The 17,259-nt window shown below is 72.3% G+C and carries 16 protein-coding genes; 13 read left to right on the forward strand and 3 right to left on the reverse strand.

Annotated features, from left to right (window positions below):
* Positions 1 to 40 precede the first annotated feature (40 nt).
* Positions 41 to 700 carry a septal ring lytic transglycosylase RlpA family protein gene (locus tag KSK32_RS17415; protein WP_216932165.1) on the forward strand — a complete coding sequence of 220 codons (660 nt, stop codon included), beginning with the start codon at positions 41 to 43 and terminating at the stop codon, positions 698 to 700.
* Between the two features lie 67 nt (positions 701 to 767).
* On the opposite strand, the gene gabT is transcribed toward KSK32_RS17415, so the two are convergent.
* Positions 768 to 2,039 carry a 4-aminobutyrate--2-oxoglutarate transaminase gene (gene gabT, locus KSK32_RS17420; protein WP_216932166.1) on the reverse strand — a complete coding sequence of 424 codons (1,272 nt, stop codon included), beginning with the start codon at positions 2,037 to 2,039 and terminating at the stop codon, positions 768 to 770.
* 6 nt (positions 2,040 to 2,045) lie between these two features.
* Positions 2,046 to 3,482, reverse strand: a complete 1,437-nt coding sequence (locus tag KSK32_RS17425; protein WP_216932167.1) for a gamma-aminobutyraldehyde dehydrogenase — start codon at positions 3,480 to 3,482, stop codon at positions 2,046 to 2,048.
* 142 nt (positions 3,483 to 3,624) lie between these two features.
* On the opposite strand from KSK32_RS17425, the gene KSK32_RS17430 reads away from it, so the two are divergent.
* The gene (locus tag KSK32_RS17430; protein ID WP_216932168.1) at positions 3,625 to 5,064 is read left to right on the forward strand and encodes an aldehyde dehydrogenase family protein; all 1,440 of its coding nucleotides are present in this window, start codon (positions 3,625 to 3,627) and stop codon (positions 5,062 to 5,064) included.
* Between the two features lie 12 nt (positions 5,065 to 5,076).
* Here the strand turns inward: KSK32_RS17430 and KSK32_RS17435 are convergent, their stop codons facing one another.
* The gene (locus KSK32_RS17435; RefSeq protein WP_216932169.1) at positions 5,077 to 6,312 is read right to left on the reverse strand and encodes an SUKH-3 domain-containing protein; all 1,236 of its coding nucleotides are present in this window, start codon (positions 6,310 to 6,312) and stop codon (positions 5,077 to 5,079) included.
* Between the two features lie 78 nt (positions 6,313 to 6,390).
* Between KSK32_RS17435 and KSK32_RS17440 the strand changes: the two genes are divergently transcribed.
* The 11 genes from KSK32_RS17440 (at position 6,391) to KSK32_RS17490 (ending at position 17,256) form a co-directional block, all read left to right on the forward strand.
* Positions 6,391 to 6,804, forward strand: coding sequence for a YbaB/EbfC family nucleoid-associated protein (locus tag KSK32_RS17440; protein ID WP_216932170.1), 414 nt, complete (start codon positions 6,391 to 6,393; stop codon positions 6,802 to 6,804).
* 3 nt (positions 6,805 to 6,807) lie between these two features.
* Positions 6,808 to 7,164 (forward strand): hypothetical protein, encoded by a 357-nt coding sequence (locus KSK32_RS17445; protein WP_216932171.1) that lies wholly within the window; start codon positions 6,808 to 6,810, stop codon positions 7,162 to 7,164.
* Between the two features lie 18 nt (positions 7,165 to 7,182).
* Positions 7,183 to 10,728: a toxin glutamine deamidase domain-containing protein gene (locus tag KSK32_RS17450; RefSeq protein ID WP_289256303.1), complete on the forward strand. Its 3,546-nt coding sequence runs from the start codon at positions 7,183 to 7,185 to the stop codon at positions 10,726 to 10,728.
* Between the two features lie 45 nt (positions 10,729 to 10,773).
* Positions 10,774 to 11,556 (forward strand): transposase family protein, encoded by a 783-nt coding sequence (locus tag KSK32_RS17455; protein ID WP_216930649.1) that lies wholly within the window; start codon positions 10,774 to 10,776, stop codon positions 11,554 to 11,556.
* 115 nt (positions 11,557 to 11,671) lie between these two features.
* Positions 11,672 to 12,331, forward strand: a complete 660-nt coding sequence (locus KSK32_RS17460) for a hypothetical protein (RefSeq protein ID WP_216932172.1) — start codon at positions 11,672 to 11,674, stop codon at positions 12,329 to 12,331.
* Positions 12,331 to 12,774 carry a hypothetical protein gene (locus tag KSK32_RS17465; protein WP_216936171.1) on the forward strand — a complete coding sequence of 148 codons (444 nt, stop codon included), beginning with the start codon at positions 12,331 to 12,333 and terminating at the stop codon, positions 12,772 to 12,774. Before KSK32_RS17460 ends, KSK32_RS17465 begins: the two co-directional genes overlap by 1 nt.
* Before the next feature lie 17 nt (positions 12,775 to 12,791).
* Positions 12,792 to 13,511: a deoxyribonuclease V gene (gene nfi, locus KSK32_RS17470; RefSeq protein ID WP_216932173.1), complete on the forward strand. Its 720-nt coding sequence runs from the start codon at positions 12,792 to 12,794 to the stop codon at positions 13,509 to 13,511.
* Between the two features lie 105 nt (positions 13,512 to 13,616).
* On the forward strand, positions 13,617 to 14,606 hold the full coding sequence (locus tag KSK32_RS17475) for a hypothetical protein (protein WP_254188122.1): 990 nt from the start codon (positions 13,617 to 13,619) through the stop codon (positions 14,604 to 14,606).
* A gap of 199 nt (positions 14,607 to 14,805) precedes the next feature.
* The gene (locus KSK32_RS17480; RefSeq protein WP_216932174.1) at positions 14,806 to 15,012 is read left to right on the forward strand and encodes a Trm112 family protein; all 207 of its coding nucleotides are present in this window, start codon (positions 14,806 to 14,808) and stop codon (positions 15,010 to 15,012) included.
* Positions 15,009 to 16,205, forward strand: coding sequence for an SIS domain-containing protein (locus tag KSK32_RS17485; protein ID WP_216932175.1), 1,197 nt, complete (start codon positions 15,009 to 15,011; stop codon positions 16,203 to 16,205). The genes KSK32_RS17480 and KSK32_RS17485 overlap by 4 nt, the downstream gene beginning before the upstream one ends.
* Before the next feature lie 28 nt (positions 16,206 to 16,233).
* Positions 16,234 to 17,256, forward strand: coding sequence for a cation diffusion facilitator family transporter (locus KSK32_RS17490; protein ID WP_216932176.1), 1,023 nt, complete (start codon positions 16,234 to 16,236; stop codon positions 17,254 to 17,256).
* Positions 17,257 to 17,259 lie beyond the last annotated feature (3 nt).

A 17,259-nucleotide genomic window follows, 5' to 3' on the forward strand; every position in this document is an offset into this window, starting at 1 on the left:
CCGTACCACGCGTCGAACGACAGCGACGACGGGAGAGAACGTGAGGGTGCAGCGTAAGCACGTGCTGGCGGCCACGGTGGCGGTGACCGCCACGGTGGCGGTCTCGGTGGGCACCGGACTCGGTTTCGCGGACACCGCGCCGGCCGCGCGGTCGGCCTGCGCCGGGTCGGTGACCTTCTCGGCCGAGGGCGGGCCACCGGCCGCGACCAGCGACCGGTTCCCGGTGGGCACCCGGTTGCGGGTGACGAACCTGGACAACCGCAAGGTGGCCACGGTGACGGTGACCGGGCCGTCCGGGAGCTGCGTGCTGCTCAACGCCGCCGCCATGGACCTGGTACGCGAGCCGGGCAAGAACGTCATCCGCCGCAACGTGGTGGAACGCCTCGACGGCGTTGCCGCGCCCACACCAGGTGCGCAGCCGGGCGAGACCCGGCCGGGCGCGGCACAGCCGATCGGCGGCGGCGTCTGCTCCGGTGCGATCACGTTCTTCGCCGAGGGCGGGGCGCCGGCCGCCACCAGCGGCCAGTTCCCGCCCGGCACCCGGCTGCGGGTGACGAACCTGGACAACAGCAAGACCGTGACGGTGACTGTCACCGGGCCGTCGGGCAGTTGCGTGCTGCTGAACACGGCGGCCATGGACGCGATCCGCGAGCCCGGCAAGAACCTGGTCCGGCGCAACACCGTCGAGCTGATCCGCTGACCTCCCGGGTGGAACACCATGGGCCGGTCCTGGGGGAGATCGGGCCCATGGTGTTCCACGTCCGGGGTCAGCCGAAGGCGGCCGCCAGGATGTGCAGGCCCCGGCCCAGATCGTCGTCGGAGATGACGAGCGGAGGCAGGAACCGCAGCACGTTGCCGTAGGTACCGCAGGTCAGCGTGAGCAGCCCGGCCGCGTGGCAGGCCGCCGAGATCGCCGCCGTGGCGGCCGGATCCGGCGTCAGCGTGCCCGGTTGCACGATCTCCACTGCGAGCATCGCGCCCCGGCCGCGTACCTCGGCCACCCGCGGGTCACCGGCGGCGATCGCGCGCAGCCGCTCGCCCACCACGGCACCGATCCGGCGCGCGGCGGCGGCCAGGTCCAGCTCCCGCATCGTCTCCATCGCCGCGAGCGCGGCGGCGCAGGCGATCGGGTTGCCGCCGTACGTGCCGCCGAGGCCGCCGACGTGCACCGCGTCCATCAGCTCCGCCCGGCCGGTCACCGCCGCCAGCGGCAGCCCGCCCGCGATGCCCTTCGCCAGCGTCACCAGGTCCGGCTGCACGCCCTCGTGCTCGCAGGCGAACCAGTCACCGGTGCGGCAGAAACCGGTCTGGATCTCGTCGGCGACGAACACCACCCCGGCCGCCGTCGCCCACTCGCGCAGCGCCGGCAGGAAACCCTCAGCGGGTACGACGAAACCGCCCTCGCCCTGGATCGGCTCGATCAGCAGCGCGGCAACGTTCTCCGCGCCCACCTGCTTCTCGATCATCTCGATCGACCGGGCCGCCGCGGTGGCCCCGTCCAGCCCGCCGTCGCGCAGCGGGTACGACATCGGCACCCGGTAGACCTCACCGGCGAACGGCCCGAACCGGTGCTTGTACGGCATGTTCTTCGCGGTCAGCGCCATGGTCAGGTTGGTCCGGCCGTGGTACGCGTGGTCGAACACCACCACAGCGGGCCGCCCGGTGGCGTGCCGGGCGATCTTCACCGCGTTCTCCACCGCCTCGGCGCCGGAGTTGAACAACGCCGAGCGCTTCTCGAAACCACCCGGGGTCAGCGCGTTGAGCTGCTCGCAGACCGCCACGTACGACTCGTACGGCGCGACTATGAAGCAGGTGTGGGTGAACCGTTCGACCTGCGCGCGTACCGCCTCGACCACCCGCGGCGCGGAGTTGCCCACGTTGGTGGCGGCGATGCCGGCGGCGAAGTCGATCCACTCCCGCCCGTCCACGTCGGTGATCGTGCCGCCGCCCGCCCGGTCCACGTACGCGGGAATCGTGCTGCCCACGCCCCGCGCCACCGCCCCGACCCGGCGCTTGTGCAACTCCTCGCTGGTCGCCATCGCCGATCAGCCCTCGATGTTGTGCATGACGTGCTTGACCCGGGTGTAGTCCTCCAGGCTGTAGACCGACAGGTCCTTGCCGTGGCCGGAGTGCTTGAAACCGCCGTGCGGCATCTCCGAGACGAACGGGATGTGCGTGTTCACCCAGACGCACCCGAAGTCCAGCCGACGGGTCATCCGCATGGCCCGGCCGTGGTCGCGCGTCCACACCGACGCGGACAGGCCGTAGTCCACACCGTTGGCCCAGCGCACCGCCTCGTCCTCGTCGGAGAAGCGCTGCACGGTGATGACCGGCCCGAACACCTCGTCCTGGATGATCTCGTCGGTCTGGCGTACGCCGGAGACCACGGTCGGGGCGTAGAAGAAGCCGCGTTCGCCGACCCGGGCACCGCCGGTGGTGACGTCCGCGTGGTCCGGCAGGCGGTCCACGAAGCCGCTCACCCGGGCGAGCTGGTTGGCGTTGTTCAGCGGGCCGTAGAGCACGTCGGCGTCGTCCGGCGCGCCGGTGCGGGTGTTGCGGGCCTGCTCGGTCAGCGCGGCCACGAAGTCCTCGTGGATGCCCGGCCCGGTGAGCACCCGGGTCGCCGCCGTGCAGTCCTGGCCGGCGTTGAAGTAGCCACCCGTCGCGATCGCCTCGGCCGCCGCCGCCAGATCCGCGTCGTCGAAGATCACCACCGGGGCCTTGCCGCCCAGCTCCAGGTGGGTCCGCTTCAGGTCCGGCGCCGCCGCGGCGGCGACCTCCATGCCCGCGCGGGTCGAGCCGGTGATCGACACGAGCTGCGGAGTCGGGTGGGAGACCAGCGTACGGCCGGTGTCGCGGTCGCCGCAGACCACGTTGAACACACCCGGGGGCAGGTGCTCGGCGGCGATCTCGGCCAGCAGCAGCGTCGACACCGGCGTGGTGTCCGACGGCTTCAGCACCACCGCGTTCCCCGCCGCCAGCGCGGGGGCGATCTTCCAGACCGCCATCATCAGCGGGTAGTTCCACGGGGTCACCTGGGCGCAGACGCCGATCGGCTCACGCCGCACGTACGAGGTGTGCCCAGCCATGTACTCGCCGGCCGAGCGCCCCTCCAGCAGGCGGGCCGCCCCGGCGAAGAAGCGCAACTCGTCCACCGCCGGCGGCAGCTCCTCCTCGGTGGTGAGCTGCCGGGGCTTGCCGGTGTTGCGCACCTCCGCGTCGACCAGCTCGGCGGCCCGGGCCTCCACCGCGTCGGCGAACTTCAGCAGCGCCCGCTGCCGCTCGGCCGGCGTGGTGTCCCGCCAGGTCTCGAACGCGGCGGAGGCGGCCTTCATCGCCGCGTCCACGTCCGCCGCGCCGGAGACCGGGGCCTGGGCGAAGACCTCGCCGGTGCACGGGTCGATCAGGTCGGCGTAGCCGCCGTCCACCGGATCGACGTACTCGCCGTTGACGAAGTTGCGCAGCTGCTGCTGGTCGCTCATCAGAAGTCTCCGAGAGGGTGGCCGGGGAGAGGGTCAGCGGAGGTTATCGCAATCTGACTGCCATCTTGGCTACTAAATCCGAGGCAGACAAGGGTTTGAGCAACTGTTTCCGCGTGGGCGCCTGTGGTCTAGGCTGCCGGTCGTGGAGCCAAGAGCCTTCTACGTCGCCGGTCGCCCCGCCCACGGCGAGGACGAGCTGACAGTCACCCACCCGTACGACGGGCAGCCGGTGGGGCGTACCACGCTCGCCACGCCCGACCAGGTCGAAGCCGCCGTCGCGGGCGCCGCCGGCGTGGCCGCGGAGGCCGCGGCCCTGCCCGCGCACGCCCGCGCGGCCGCCCTGGACCACGTCTCCCGCCGGCTCGCCGAGCGGGCCGACGAGGTCGCCGCGCTGATCACCGCCGAGAACGGCAAGCCGGTCAAATGGGCGAAGGCGGAGGTGGGGCGCGCGGTCTCCACGTTCCGCTGGGCCGCCGAGGAGGCCCGCCGCTTCTCCGGCGAGCTGCAACGGCTCGACACCGACCCGGCCGCCACCGGGCGGATCGCCCTGGTCCGGCGCGTGCCGCGCGGGCCGGTGCTCGGCATCACCCCGTTCAACTTCCCGCTCAACCTGGTCGCCCACAAGGTCGCCCCGGCGCTCGCCGTCGGCACCCCGATCGTGGTCAAGCCCGCACCGGCGACCCCGCTCACCGCGCTGCTGCTCGGCGAGATCCTGGCCGAGACCGACCTGCCCGAGGGCATGTTCTCGGTGCTGCCGCTGCCGAACGAGCGCGCCGCCGAACTGGTCACCGACCCCAGGCTGCCGGTGGTGTCGTTCACCGGCTCCGGACCGGTCGGCGCGGCCATCCGCCGGGCCGCGCCGGACAAGCACGTCACGCTCGAACTCGGCGGCAACGCCGCGGTGGTGATCTGCGAGGACTGGGCGGCGGACGAGGACCTGACCTTCGCCGCGCACCGCATCGCCACGTTCTCCAACTACCAGGCCGGGCAGTCGTGCATCGCGGTGCAGCGGGTCTACGTGCACGAATGGCTCTACGACGGTTTCCTGCCCCGGCTCGTCGCGGCGGTGCAGGCGCTGCGCACCGGCGACCCGCGATCCGAGCTGACCGACGTCGGCCCGCTGGTGTCGGTCGAGGCGGCGCAGCGCGTCGAGACCTGGGTGGACGAGGCGGTCGCCGCCGGCGCCACCATCGAGGCCGGCGGGCGGCGCGACGGCGCCACCTACCCGCCCACAGTGCTCAGCGGCGTGCCGGCCGACGCGAAGGTGTGCGCCGAGGAGGTGTTCGGACCGGTGCTGGTGGTCGCCCCGGTCGTGAACGACAGGGCCGCGTTCGCCGCCGTCAACGACTCCGCGTACGGGCTCCAGGCCGGCGTCCTCACCCACCGGCTCGACGTGGCGTTCGACGCCGCCCGCACGCTCGAGGTCGGTGGCGTGATCGTCGGGGACGTGCCGTCGTACCGGGCCGACCAGATGCCGTACGGCGGTACGAAGGGCTCCGGGGCCGGGCGCGAAGGGCTGCGCAGCGCCATGGACGACTACACCGAGCCGCGTGTCACGGTGCTGACCGGCGTGGCCCTCTGATCGCCCGCACGCTCACCAGGTGCCGTCGTCGCGGACCCGGGCGGGGGCGCGGCCGAGCAACAGGGTGGTGAGGGCGGCGTCGATGTCGGCACCGAGGAACCACTCGCCGGCCTGGTCGAGGGCGAAGATCCGGCCGTGCTCGTCGACCGCGAGGATGCTCTCCTGCCGTTCGCTGCCGAGCGGGAAGAGGCGGGCGCCCAGGAAGGCGGCGAAGTCGGCGAGCGAGTCGGCGGTGTGCGCGGCCCGCAGCGGATTCGTGGTGAACCGGCTGATCCAGACCTGCTCCCCGGGCCCGCGCCGTCGACTCAGCACGGCCGGGAACGCGGTGAGCGCCGCCTCGGCGGCAGGGAAGGGCTCATGCCGGTGATGCTGTCCCGCGATCTCCTTCGTCTCGGTCATCGCACCCATCGCGAGCGCTTCGTTGAACATGCTGATCTGCCAGCCGCCGTCGATGAGGGCGTGGGCGACCTCGTCCGGGAAACGCCCGGGTTCGACGACCTCGCGCGGCTCCGGTCGCCATTCCTCGACGAAGGCCAGGTCGGACCACGGCAGCACAGCGAACCGCACCAGGAATCGGACACATGAGTCGCAGGGAAGATCTGCCGGCCCGCCCAGTGGGTCGCCCGGCTCGCGACTGCGATACACCTCGATCCGGCCGGTGTCGAGCAGGTCACGCGCATCCTCGATGGACAGCGGCGGCAAGCCCTCGGCGGCGCGGCGGTGGTCGTGCTCGTACAGCGCGTCGGAAACGACGATCATCTCGGCGTGCCGCTCCCCACCGCGTACGAGATGGCCTGCGGGCAGCTCGTCCAGGTAGGACTGCACCAGCGGGTGGTGGCGCACCTCGATGTCGCCCTTCGCGCCCTGCGCGACGTGCTGCCGGCCGTCGAGCGCCAGGTGCGCCGCCGTGCCGGGCGTGGGCAGGCGGGTCAGCTCACGCAGCAACTGCGCGGCCGGATCGACGGTACGCGGAGCGCGCGGCTCGGCCGGACGCCGCTGCCGGTACATCCGCTCGACCGCCGCAGCCGGCACCCGGGGCCAGGTGGACACCTCGCCGGTCTCCTTGTCGATCACAGTGGTCGGCAGATCGCCCGGTAGCGCCCGCGCCTCGGTGGACACGGTGGACTGCACCACGTAGCCCAGGTCGAACTCCTCGACCTCGGGCGTGCACGGAAAACCGAGGCGGTCGGAGTCGCGCCGGGCCCACACCGAGGCGATCTGCTCGGCCTGCTGTCGCTCGATCACCACCTGAAATTACCGGACCCCACGGATTTCGTGGCACCCGGTATGGTCGGCCCTACCCACGGTGACGGAAGGGGAGCGACGGTGGCCGAGAGTGCGGACCGGGATGCGAACCGTGCACTACGCGCGCGATTCGACGAGGTGTACGGCCAATACCAGCGCTTGCGGTCCGGTCTGGACGACCTCCAGACCAAGCTGGCCGAGTTGCGGGTCACCGAACGTTCCGACGACGGCCAGGTGACCGCCGTCGTCGGCGCGCGAGGCGAGCTGATCAGCGTCGAGGTGAGCCCGGCGGCGTTCCATGACCGGGACGCCCGGGCGTTGAGCCGGAAGATCACCGAGACCGTGCTGCGCGCCTCCGCCGCGGCGACCACCGCCACTCGCGAACTGGTATCCGGCTATCTGCCGCCGGGTTCCCCGTCGGTCGAGTTCCTGCGTACCCATGACTTCGGCGCGCTGCTCGGCCGGGCCGACTCCGTGCTGGCCCGCGGCGAGTGACAGGTGGCCGGGGGAGAGATCTGGCTGGACCCTGACCGGGCCCGCCGCGGCGGCGCCGACCTGGCGCTGTCGGGGCGGGCGGTGAGCGCGGCCCGGCGGGAGACGGGCGAGCCGATCGCCGCCGCGAGCGCCCAGCGGCCCTGGGGCCGCGACGACATCGGCGCCGCGTTCGACAAGCACTACCAGGGCTACGCCGAGACGCTGCTGCGCGCGTGGGAGCTTCTCGGCCGGTCACTGGAGGTGCTCGGGTCGGATGTCGTCCGATCGGTCACGGCCACCGTGGAGACGGACCTGAGCAACGCCCGTGACCTCGGGAAGATCCCGCAGCAAGGGCACGACCCCCATCGGCCCCGGCGCTGACCACCGGAGGACCCGCGCGTGAGCATCCTGCCCAGCCCGATCCCGCATCCGCTCGACTTCTGCCCGTGGGACCTGCCCGGCTGGATCTACGAGGCGCTCGACTGGGTGGTCGGCGTCGAGTGGCCGGAAGGCAACGAGCGCGCCGTCTGGGACCTGGCCGACCAGTGGTACGGCGTGGCGGGCGTCCTGGCCCGCCCGCGCGACGACGCGATCACGGCCGCCGGCGAGGTCAAGAGCGGGTACGGAGGAGTCGGCCTGGTCGCCGGCGCATTCGACACGGCCTGGCACAAGCTCGCCGAAGGCGAGGACGCGCCGCTGCACGTCCTGGTCGCGGCCACCGACGAGCTGGCACGCCTGGTCGACTCCTGCGGCTGCGACATCGAGGGCGCGAAGCTCGAAGCCTGGATCGAGCTGGGCATCCTGGTCATCGAGTTGCTGGCCCTGGCCGTCGCCACGGTGCTCACGCTGGGCGCCGCCTCCCCGGCGGCGGCTGCCGCGATCACCGCCACACGGGTCGTGGTGCAGCAGATCTTCAAGCGGCTGGTGGCCCAGCTCGCCCGCAAGGCGGTCAAGCAGGGCCTCAAGGAGGCGGGCGAACGGGCCGCCAAGGAGGTGGCCAGGTCCGGTGCCCGCTCGCTCGCTCGGCGGGCCGCGATCGGCGGCCTGCTGGAGGCCGGTCAGGAGGCGGGCACCAGCCTCGGCACGCAGGCGTACCAGAACTCCACCGGCCGGCGGGACGGCCTCGATCTCAGGGACGTGAGCACGTCGGCGCTCGGCGGGTTCGCCGGCGGCGCGGTCGCGCCGCTCGCTGGGCTGGGCCGGCATGCCAACGGCCGGTTCGCGGAGATCGGCGAGCGGTTCGGGCGGGAGATGGCCGGGGAGACGCTCGCCGAGACCGCGGCGGGTCTGGCGACCGGCCAGGGTCCGTCACTCGAGGATCTGGCGCGTGCGGCGGCATCCGGCGCGACCGGCTCCGCCACCAACCAGGCGGACTCGGCGCTGCAACGCCGCCTCGACGGGCAACTGAGCGGATTGACGGTCTCGCCGGTCGGCCTGGACGTGCCGGTCGCCGCCGATCCCGTCGGGCTGATCCCGGCCCAGCGGGTCGCCGAGCCGATCGTCCAGAGCGGCGAGACGATCGCGGGTGCTGTCCCCGTGGCACCCACGCACGTCACGCCCCAAGCCGCCGGCCCGCACCCGCTCGCCGTGGACCTGCCCCGCCCGGCGCCGGAGTCGACGTCGACGCTCAGCGATGCCGTGCCGCACGACGGGGCACGTCCGACGGTCACCACGAGCCCCACGTTGTCCTCGGTGATCACGGACGCGCCCGTCGCCTCGTCCCCGTCGATCGCGCCCGGAGTCCACAACGGCGCAGGTCCGGTAGCGACGCCGATCAATCACCCCGCGCCGTCCTCGAACAACCCGATCCAGGTCGCAGCCGCACCGGCGACATTGCCTGCACCGTCTGCCGACCACCCGCAGGTCGCGGCGCCACCCACGACGGATCGCGCCGCCCCCATCAGCAACGGAGGTCAGGCAGGGCCGCCTCCGGTCGCACCGGTCAGCCCTCAGCCGGGGCCGTATCCGGGAGCGCCGGCCGTCGGGCCCGAGCCTCGACCGGGTCCGAATCCCCGTTTTCCGCTGCTGGAGTCCTTGGCTCCGCTTCGCGATCCCACCGACTCCCCGGGGCCCCACCCTGGTCCGTTCGATGTCCAGTCGCGGCCCCGTGAGACCGCCGAGCAGCGCGCCGCGCGGCTGAAGGCCGATCGGGAGGGTCTGGACCGGCGGCGCTACCAGGGCTATCTGCAGTCCCAACGTGCCTTGCACGAGGAGAACAGACGGCAGGCGCAGATCAAGGAGCTACGTGATCTCGCCGAACAGCATTACGAGGCGGCGCGCTGGCTCCTCATGCAGGCACACGAGCTGCGCCAAGCCGGGCGACACGACCTCGCTGACCGGCACGTGTGGGAGGGGCGGCGGCGAGAGCGCCTGCACTATCGAGCCGTTGACGAGGTGGAGGCGGTCCGTGCCGGCCAGCGTCTGCCGCGCGAGGTAATGGTCGAGGACGACCTCGACTTCTATCGCATCAACGACGACGTGGCAGACCTGGCCGTCGGCGCGGTGGAGACGGCCGACCACTCCGCGCTCACCGGCCACGGCCACCCCGAGCCGATCGACAGATCCCGGCCCTACGGCCGCCGGGGAGGACTCCGGCCTCCGCTCGCGCTGCACCAGACCGACCTCGAACGGCAGATGCCCCGCAACCCGGACGGCAGCGTGACGCGTACCGCCGATCCCCGGCGCGGCGGCTGGTTCCGCCTCGCGAACGACGGCGGACCGGCGGCCGACGCCACCCGGGGGATCAACTGCCTCGACTGCACGCTGTCGCTGTTCGAGACCTGGGTCCACGGGCGGCCGCGCGTCGCGGCGCCGCGTACGTTCGACGGTTACCTGCACGGCGACGTGAACCGGCCGGTGGGTGGCGAGGCGGACGGGCCGCTGCGGGTCGAGCAGACGACCGGCGGCCGGTTCCAGGACCTCTGCCGGCCGGACCGGCCCGGTATCACCGGCCGGGACCGGCAGCTGTTGGTGGACGGCGGTTACCGGGATCTGTACGCGCAGCTCGCATCGGGTGGCCACGGCAGCTACGCGTTCCTCATCACCAGCTTCGAGGGCGGCGGCTCGCACGCGTGGGTGGCGCTGAACCAGAACGGCTCGATCCTCTTCGTCGACCCGCAGACGGGCGAGGTGGCGGACCGGCCGATCTACCACCACAGCGGCCGTCCGGCCCGCAGCAACGTGGTAGGCGTCGACGCTCTGGTGCTCGGCCCCGACGGCCGGCCGATGCCGCTCGCCGGCCGCCCGCCCGGCACCTACAACGTCCTGCCCGAGCCGCTACCCCGTCCGGCGCCGCCACGGCCGCCGGCCCCGCCGCCGATCGCCGACGGCCACGTCCCGGACTTCAACCACGTCCACCTGCTCGGCGAGTCCACCACCATCTATCGCCGCGGCGACGGGCCGCTGCCGGGGAACGCGCCGCCGGTGGAGCCGGAGCCCGACCGGGTACGCCAGGACCACCGGCAGGCGCACGCCGACCGGATCGCCGCCGGGCTCTACGTGCGCGACGCGCTCGCGCAGAGCGGGAACCTCGACGACGCCTTCGCCGGCGGCGTGACGCCCGTCGAGTTGGCGCAGCACGCCGACGTGCCGACGCTGCGGCGGCTCGTACCCGGGCTGGACGAGTGCGCCGCCGCCGACCTCACCCGGTTGTTCGCCGATCCGCGCGTACAGCGGATGCTCGACCAGAGCTGGGAGGCTCCGCCGCGACGGGAGGAGTTGCTGGCCGAGACGTTGGTGCGGCAACTAGCGGAGCGGCCCGACCTGGTCCGGATGATCCTGGCGACGCCGGAACTCGCCAACTCGCTGAGTGCCCGGCCGCTGACCCTGCACCACCTGGCCAGCCACCAGCAGGCCATCGACGTACTGAGCCTTTTCCAAGCTGATCTTGCAGCTCAGGGCGGTTGCGGTAGGCCCGGTGATCGATGGGTGCGAGGCTCCAGGTAGGACAGCTGTCGACCAAGACTCGAAGCCCCGACCGGGAGCCTCGCCATGCTGTCCTACCCCGCCACGATTCCGTTGTCCAGCCGCACCCTGAACCACCTCGCCGAACGCATCCGCGGCCACCGTAAGCAGCGCCGATCCCGGTGGCGGCGTCTCGAACCCGGCCGGCAGGCGCTGCTCGCTCTCGCCCATCTGCGCAACGGCGACACCTACACCCGACTCGCGGCCGGATTCGAGATCGGCGTCGCCACTGCTTGGCGCTACGTCCAGGAAGCGATCGCCCTGCTCAGCTCGGCAGCCGATGACCTGGACACCGCGATGCGACGCATCCGGCTGCTGGCGTACGCGATCCTGGACGGCACGCTCATCCCGATCGACCGAGTCGCCGATCAGAGGCTCTACTACAGCGGCAAGCACAAACGCCACGGCGTGAACGTGCAGGTCATCGCGGACGCCGCCGGCCGGCTCGTGTGGGCATCACCGGCACTGCCCGGGTCGGTACACGACCTGACCGCCGCCCGCCATCACGGCATCATCGATGCTCTGACCCGCGCGGATGTGATGACCTTCGCCGATAAGGGCTACCAGGGCGCCCGTGGCAGCGTGCGCACCCCGTTCAAGCGACGCCGCTTCCGCCCGAAGCTGTCACGCCGGCAAAAGGCCGTGAACCGGGCCAACGCCAAGATCCGCGCCCGCGGAGAACGAGCGATCGCCACGCTCAAGACCTGGAAAATTCTGGTCAAGCTGCGCTGCTGCCCACGCCGAGCCACCGCGATCGTCCAGGCCATCCTCGCCCTGCACCACGTCGAAGCGAACCGCTACGCAGGATGAAAATGGCTCACTGAATGACGTGTTGGTGGAGATACGAGACCGCGGCTCCGAGGCTGTTGCCACTGCACCCACGCCCTCGATCGAGCCGACCCCGCTCAGTCCACACCAGATACAGGTGAGCAGTCGCTTCGATGGCGAACGGTCGGTGGCTGTCCAGCCGAGCTTTGACAAGTCCCGCTCCGGCGATCTCGCATATCGCAAGCAGTATTTGGATCACCTATACCAGGAGGCCGTGACCGCTCAGCGAGAACTTGATTCGCTGGGGCGTGAACTGGCCGGTGTGTCGGCAAACGGGGCAGAGTACAAGCCACGACCCGGACCGAAGGATCGCGTTCGAGCTGAGGACAAGATCGATCGGAATGGTGGCAATGCTGCTCGCCTCCGCGACCTTGCTGCAGGGCGGGTCGCATACCAAACGCTTGACGACCTGTATGTCGGGCTGGCCGAACTGAGCAATAACCCTCGTTTCCAGGTGGCGGAGTTCAGCGATCGCTTCCGGGAGCCCCAGGACAGCGGATATCGAGACATTCAGTTCTTGGTGCAGACCTCGACCGGGCACATCGGTGAGTTCCGTCTTCATCTGGCGGCGCTTGACCAGGTGGCGCAGTGGGAGCACTCGTTGTTCGAAGTTTGGCGTGACCTGGAGGCAGTCCCCAGAAGCGAGGCTCGTAGCATGTCTGCCACGGAGGTAGCGATCCGGAAGGGCATTGTCCGACGGCAGCGTGAGTACTTCTGGGCTGCGCTTCAATCGACCTTGAACGGTGAGCGGCAGTGATGGATGCAGTGGCTGAACTCGGCCTCGCGGGCTACTACGACTACTACGACAATCCGGTGAAGTTCGTTCCGACCTCCGACGGTGGCCTCGCCGCGTGGCGGCTCGACCGCACCACGGGCGGTTGGCGTGCTGCGAACGACATCATCGATGAGATTATCTTCGCCAGGGAGCAGGAGATCTTCGTGCTCTCGCCCGAGCGGTTCGTGCAGCGGGTCGAAGAAGAGCGGGGCCTGAGCCTGAGCGGAGAGGGGCCGATCTTCGCGCTCTACGAGACGGTCCGAGCGCTCGAGGCGCCCGCCATCGCGGAGAGGCGACCGTTCACCACGGAGGAAGCGGCTCTCATCAAGGGTGTCCGGCGGCGGACCTTCGTGATGTTCGAGGAGCAACTCCAGCAGGCCGGCGACCCCGCCGCCGACCCCACCATCGCCTCCACCGCATCCTGACAGCGGCCGGGAACGTCATGCCCTCCTCGCAAGGCCCACCCGTGCCCTATGTGCCGCCCGCCGACGTGTCCGAGGCGAGACGCGTACAGGAGGAGTTGCGATCCCGGGTGGACCTGGTCGGGCCAGGTCCTGCCGCACCCACGACGGTGGCCGGGCTGGACGTGGCGTACGGGCAGGACGGTGACCTCCTCGCCGCGGCCGTCACGGTCCTGGATTCGGCGACCCTCGACGTGGTGGACGAGGCGGTGTGCGTGGGGCGGCCTGCCTTCCCGTACGTGCCGGGGCTGTTCGCGTTCCGCGAGATGCCGGCGTTGCTCGCCGCGCTGGACCGGCTCACCACCCGTCCCGAGCTGCTGGTCTGTGACGGGCACGGGCTGGCGCATCCGCGCCGGTTCGGGCTGGCCTGTCACCTGGGCCTGGTGACCGGGCTGCCCACGATCGGGGTGGGCAAGACGCCGCTGGTCGGCTCGTGGACGGGGCCGGGCCCCGAGCGTGGTGACAGCGCCGACCTGCGTGACGAGGGCGAGGTGGTCGGGCGGGTGCTGCGGACTCAGGACGGTGTCCGGCCGGTCTTCGTGAGCGTCGGGCACCGGATGGGGTTGGACAAGGCGGTGGACCGGGTACTGGCACTGACGCCCCGGTACCGGCTGCCGGAGACCACCCGGACGGCTGACCGGCTCTGCCGGCGGGCCCTCGCCGAGGCAGGCGCATCGGGCGGCGACCTGGGCGGGCGGTGATCGCGTGGCGCGGCGCACATGTGGCGTGCTCGATGCGCGGGTGCCCCGAGGGGCCGGTAGTAACCTGACCGGCGGATCCGGTCCGGACGCAATGGTGAGGTGGAGATGTCGGCAGGGCGGCACGCGGCGCGGTGGGCCATGGTCGGCGCGTTGCTGGGTGGCCTGATCGCCGTCCCGGCGGCACCGGCGTCGGCGCGGGACGACCAGGTGGGACTGCGGTCGGCGAACAGCTTCACCGCCGGTGGTCCGCCGGGCACGGTGGCGGTCGAGGTGCGCAAGCGCACGGACGGCTGCGTGCGGTTGCGTACCGCGGTAGGGCTCCGGTTGGAGGGCCTGCGGGCGGACCAGGTCCGGGTGCAGGTCGCGTCCGGGGGCAGATGGGTTCCGGTGCGGGTCTCCGGCGGCGGCGGTGCCGTCGCCACCGCTACGGTCGCCCCGGTCGACCGGCCGCTGTGCAAGGGCAAGGGCGTCACCGTGCGTTACCGGGTGTCCTTCCTGCCCGGCGCCGTCGGTGGGCGGCTGGAGCTGGCCGGTGAGGCGAGCGCGGCAAACGGGGACGTGCTCGGCCGTGCCGGTGGGTCGGCCCGGCTGGTGGGCGCCCCGCGTACCCCGAGTCCCAGCCCGTCCCGCAAGCCTTCGCCGACGCCCAGCGCGAGCGAGACCACGGCGGTCGAGGCGACCGACACGTCGCCGGTGGCCGCCGCCGTCGCTCCGGCCACCGCCGCGGCCGACGACTCGTCGTTCGGAGGCTCCATGATCATGTGGTTCGGTATCGGGCTGGTGCTCGTCGGCGCCGCTCTCATCGTCCTGCTGCTGCGCCGCAACCGCGCCGACCGCACCGACGGCGGCCCGGACGCCGGCCCCCCACCGGTCCCGCTGCCGCGCAGCACCACCACCTACCGCTCCGGCACGCCCGGACCGGCCCCCACGGTGTACGGGGGCGCGACGCCGCCCCGCCCGGCCGGCAACGTGTACGGCGCGCCCGCGCCCGCCCCGGCGTCACCGGCCCCGTCAGGCGCGGACGCGACGAGCGTCCTGCCCCCGCCCTCGGCGGGTGGGGACGCGACGAGCGTCCTGCCCCGCTTGCCGGACTGAGCCGGAACCCGACCCACTCCCGGGGTTACCGTGACGGTGGGTGTTCGCACCGTTACCCGGTGGGTGTCACCTGCCCGAGCGGAGGACGGAACGCCGGGGCCGAACGGGGCCCGGTGCCGGGGCCGCCCGGCCGATAAGATCGCGTGCGCCGACCGGCACCGCCGACCGGTGAGACCGCATACGTGGAAGGAGCCGCGCCGTGGCCCTGGACCCGCAGTTGCTCGACATCCTCGCCTGCCCGGACACGCACCACGCCCCGCTCGACTACGACGCGCAGGTGCAGACACTCACCTGCACCGAGTGCGGTCGCATCTTCGAGGTCCGGGACGACGTCCCGGTGCTCCTGCTCGACGAGGCGCGCGGTGGACCCGCCGCCGACGAGGCGCGGGGCGGGTCGTCGCGGTGATGGAGGGTACGGCCGGGGTCAGCGGCCACCGGCACGCCGACGAGGCCCTGCTGGACGACGCGGCGCAGCTCTCCGAGCGGGATCCGGGCGGCATGCTCCGGTTCACCGCGTCCGCGGGCGCCCAGGTCCGTGAGTCGGCGGCGCTGGCCGCCGAGGCGAACCTGTCGGTGCTCGCCGACGACGGGCGACCCCGCGCGGTGGTCATCGCCGGCATCGGCACGGCCGGGCGTACCGGTGACGTGCTGGCCACCGTCGCCGGGCCGCGCTGTCCGGTGCCGGTCATCCCGCACCGCAGCGCCGGCGTGCCGGGCTGGGTGGGCGCGGCGGACGTGGTCATCGCGGTGAGCGCGTCCGGCCGCAGCCCGGAGGCGCTGGGCGCGGCCGAGGCGGCGCACCGGCGGGGCGCCCGGCTGGTCGCGGTCGGCGCGCCCGACTCGCAACTCCAGTCGGTGGCGGAGCGGGCCCGCGCGCCGTTCATCCCGGTACCCCGGCGCGCACCGGCTCGGGCCAGCCTCTGGGCGCTCACCGTGCCGGTTCTGCTGGCCGCCCGTACGCTCGGGCTCGTGAAGGTCAACGAGGCGGATCTGGCCGAGACGGCGGCCCGGCTGGACGCCGACGCCGATCGATGCCGGCCGACCGCCGAGTCCTTCGTCAACCCGGCGAAGTCGCTGGCCCTGGGCCTGGCCGGTTCGATCCCGATCGTGTGGGGCTCGTCCCCGCTGGCCACCGTGGCCGCCCGGCGGTTCGGCGACACGCTGTCCGCCAACGCCCGCTACCCGGTGGTCGCCGGTGCGCTGGGCGAGGCGGGCCGGGGCCGCGTCGGTCTGCTCGACGGGGTGTTCGGCGGCCTGGCCGAGGGCGAGCGGGACATCTTCGCCGACCCGGGCGACGACGAGTCCGACGGCACCCGGCTGCGGCTGGTGCTGCTGCGCGACGGCGGGCTCAACGCCGACGACGACACCGACGAGCCGCTGGCGGTCGAGGAGCGCCGCGCGGACGCGGTGCAGACGCTCGCCGAGCGGCGGGGGGTGCGCTGCGACGTGGTGACCGCCGAGGGTGGCTCCGCGCTGGAGCGGCTCGCGTCGCTGGTCGCGGTCCCCGATTTCGCCTCGATCTACCTGGCCCTGGCACACGGGCTGGACCCGATGGCGGTACCGGCCATCACGGAGATGAAGGAGCTGGCGAACCAGTGAGCACACGGGGCATCGAGCGAGGCGGGGAATGAGCGCAAACGGGGGCACCAAGGCCATCGTCGCCGCCCTGGCGGCGAACCTCGGCATCGCCGTCACCAAGTTCATCGCGTTCGCCCTCACCGGATCGTCGTCGATGCTTGCCGAGTCGATCCACTCGGTGGCCGACTCGGGCAACCAGGGCCTGCTGCTGCTCGGCGGCCGGCGGGCCAAGCGGCAGGCCACGCCGCAGCACCCGTTCGGGTACGGCCGGGAGCGCTACATCTACGCGTTCATCGTGGCGATCGTGCTGTTCAGCCTCGGTGGCCTGTTCGCGCTCTACGAGGCGTACCACAAGGCGTCCGACCCGCACCCGATCACGGAGTGGCAGTGGGTGCCGGTGGCGGTGCTGGTCGCGGCGATCGTGATGGAGAGCTTCTCGTTCCGTACCGCGATCAAGGAGTCCAACCTGGTCCGGGGCAACCAGACCTGGGTCCGGTTCATCCGCCGGGCCAAGGCCCCGGAGCTGCCGGTGGTGCTGCTGGAGGACTTCGGAGCCCTGGTCGGTCTGGTCTTCGCGTTGTTCGGCGTCGGCATGACGCTGATCACCGGCAACGGCATGTGGGACGCGGCGGGCACCGCGATGATCGGTGTCCTGCTCGTGGTCATCGCGATCACGCTGGCGATCGAGACCAAGAGCCTGCTGCTCGGCGAGGGCGCCGAGCAGGGCGAGCTCACGAAGATCGAGCAGGCCGTGACGAACGGCCCCGAGGTCGAGCGGATCATCCACATGAAGACGCTCTACCTCGGCCCGGAGGAGCTGATGGTGGCCGCGAAGATCGCCGTGCCGGCCTGGGAGACCGCCCAGGACCTGGCGCGCGACATCAACGCGGTCGAGGCGCGGATCCGCCGCGAGGTGCCCACCGCCCGAGTGATCTACCTGGAGCCGGACATCTACTCGCCGGAGGCGGAGCGGGCCGGCACCGGGCAGGCGGCGGACACCGCCGTCCCGGAGGCCGTGACCAGTGGTGGGACGCACACGGCCGGCGAGGTGGCCGGGCGGTCCGGGAGCTGACCG

The organism is Micromonospora sp. WMMB482 (genome assembly GCF_019038635.1).
Classification (GTDB): domain Bacteria; phylum Actinomycetota; class Actinomycetes; order Mycobacteriales; family Micromonosporaceae; genus Micromonospora; species Micromonospora marina.

Coding starts and splice junctions, on each gene's coding strand:
- KSK32_RS17475 (WP_254188122.1), top strand. CDS start 13,617: ATGTCGGCAGGGCGGCACGCGGCGCGGTGGGCCATGGTCGGCGCGTTG.
- gabT (WP_216932166.1), bottom strand. CDS start 2,039: ATGGCGACCAGCGAGGAGTTGCACAAGCGCCGGGTCGGGGCGGTGGCG.
- KSK32_RS17465 (WP_216936171.1), top strand. CDS start 12,331: ATGGATGCAGTGGCTGAACTCGGCCTCGCGGGCTACTACGACTACTAC.
- KSK32_RS17425 (WP_216932167.1), bottom strand. CDS start 3,482: ATGAGCGACCAGCAGCAGCTGCGCAACTTCGTCAACGGCGAGTACGTC.
- KSK32_RS17490 (WP_216932176.1), top strand. CDS start 16,234: ATGAGCGCAAACGGGGGCACCAAGGCCATCGTCGCCGCCCTGGCGGCG.
- KSK32_RS17455 (WP_216930649.1), top strand. CDS start 10,774: ATGCTGTCCTACCCCGCCACGATTCCGTTGTCCAGCCGCACCCTGAAC.
- nfi (WP_216932173.1), top strand. CDS start 12,792: ATGCCCTCCTCGCAAGGCCCACCCGTGCCCTATGTGCCGCCCGCCGAC.